At 67.9% G+C, this 2,232-nt stretch carries 1 protein-coding gene; it reads right to left on the bottom strand.

Annotation, left to right across the window (positions count from 1 at the left end; genetic code table 11):
• Nucleotides 1-652 precede the first annotated feature (652 nt).
• Entirely contained in the window at nt 653-1,357 is a 705-nt protein-coding gene (locus tag ACFU5M_RS34385) for an enoyl-CoA hydratase-related protein (protein WP_379055784.1), read from the bottom strand.
• Nucleotides 1,358-2,232 lie beyond the last annotated feature (875 nt).

The raw sequence follows: 2,232 nt of genomic DNA, 5'->3' as shown, positions 1-2,232 counted from the left end.
GCACGCGGCTCGCGGTGGTCGATCAACGGTAGAGCTGGCGTCGACCGGTGATCAGGCGCCTATGCGGCGGCGCGTGTATCTGAGCTGGGCCGCGAACGGGAGGTGCTCGGTCTCGCTTCGCTCTAAACCGGGAGCGGAGGGCGCCGAGCAAGTCGAGGCGCGAACCCCAGACATCGAGCACGCGGCTCGCGGTGGTCGACCGGAAAGCTCGCGTGACCGGTGATCAGCCGCCTACGCGGCGACCACGCAAACCTGAGCCGGGCCGCGAACGGAACATGCTCGATCTCGCTTCGCTCTAAACCGGGAGCTGAGGTGCGCCGAGCGTGTTGGGGCGCGAACGCAAGACATCGAGCACACCGCTCGCGGTGGTCGACGGTAAAGCTGGCGTCGACCGGTGATCAGTCGCCTATGCGGCGATCACGTGAACGTGAGCTGGGCCGCGAACAGCGGGTGCATGTGGGGCGGACTGCGGTGCTCGCACCGCCCCGCATCTGGCTGGCCGGCACTGCGGAAGCGGCCACTCGAGAGGTTCGCTGCGTGACAGCGGCAAATAGCCGGATGAGTGCTGTAACGACTTCCTTGCAGATGCAGCCGCCGGACTGGGAGCGGGCGGTACGCGCGGAGGCGGGAGGTGCCCCCTCTGCACGGGGGGTCAGCTCGTGGCGAACGCCAGGTTCTCCGGAGTGGTCGGGACGGCGAGGCCGGCCAGAGCCTTCGCGTGAAGGGCGCGCTTGATCACAGGGAGGTTGGGCTTGCGGTTGCTCGCCAGTGCCGCAGCCCGCTCGATCGCGGACGTGAGCAACTCCGCGGCTTCGGCCTTGCCCTCCACGATGCCCGCGGCGATCGCCTCGTCGGCCGGGTAGCGGTGGCCGGTGGTCATCGCCTGCACGCAGACCTGGTTGGACAACCGCTCGGTGAGCAAGGCGTTCATCCCGATGGTGAAGGGCATGCCCAGATGCACCTCGGGCAGGCAGTAGAAGCCGCGATCGGCGCGCATCACCCGGAAATCGTGCGAAGTGGCCAGCATGGCGCCCGCACCGAAGGCGTGGCCGTTGATCGCCGCGACGGTCGGCAGGGGGAAGGCGAGCAGACGGGTGTAGAGCGAGTGCACGCGGTCGAGGTAACCGTGCATCTTGTCCAGATTGCCGAACAGCCAATCGGTGTCCAGACCGTTGCTGAAGAACTTCCCGGTCGCGGTCGTCACCAGCGCGGCAGGCCCCTCGGAGCTCTCGACCTCGTCCAGCAGCCCATGGAACGCGTCGATCCAGTCCGGGTGAAAACGGTTCTCGCTGTCCGTCTGTCCCTCGGCGCCGAGGTAGACGACGAACACTTCCCCGTGGCGTTCCAGATACGGCATGCGGTGCAGCGTATCGGGCCCCCACCGAGACCCTACTCGCGGGTAGCAGTCGAGCACCGACACCGGGCGATCAGCCTCACGACCAGGCCAGATGACCCGGACACCAGCCCTCGGAAGGAACGCAGACAATAGTCCCGTCCGCCCATCCCGGCCCGCCCTCGACTCGGAAGAGCAATGCCTGAACGTTCCGATGGGCAGCGCTTGAAACGACCACGACGTTCACGACTATGACAACCGCCGCACGCCACCACACCGGCTGAACCGTCAGTTCGAGCGCAGCAAGACCGCACACCGCCCGCGCTCCACTCCCTCCCACATGGCCGCATTCGCGACAAGAACCGGGACGGCCCAACCTCCGAGCCCACGAGGCGGCCACCAACACTGCCACCAACGCCCACCCTGGCCACCAGCTCGCATGCAATGGCCCGACATATAACACGAGCCCGCATGCCCCGACTCCCGGTTTCGAGCGAAGCAAGACCGAGCACGTCCCGTTCGCGGCCCGGCTCGCGCTCACGCGGCCGCCACCTACACGCCGATCGCCGATCGACACCACGACCGCCAGCCACTCCGAGCCCCGCCACTCCGCCTAGAGCCCGCGCACCAACGCGCCCAACTCCCGATTCCGAGCGAAGCGAGACCGAGCATGTCCCGTTCCCGGCCCGGCTGACGTCCGCGCGGTCGCCGCATAGGCGACTGATCACCGGTCGACGCCAGCTCTACCGTTGATCGACCACCGCGAGCCGCGTGCTCGATGTCTGAGGTTCGCCCACCAACGCGCCCAGCTCAACCCCGACTCCCGGTTTCGAGCGAAGCGAGACCGAGCATGTCCCGTTCGCGGCCCGGCTCGCGTCCGAGTGATCGCTGCGTCCGCG

It is taken from the genome of Nocardia sp. NPDC057455, from assembly GCF_042802775.1.
Lineage (GTDB): Bacteria > Actinomycetota > Actinomycetes > Mycobacteriales > Mycobacteriaceae > Nocardia.
This window is presented reverse-complemented; position numbering and strand designations above follow the sequence as displayed.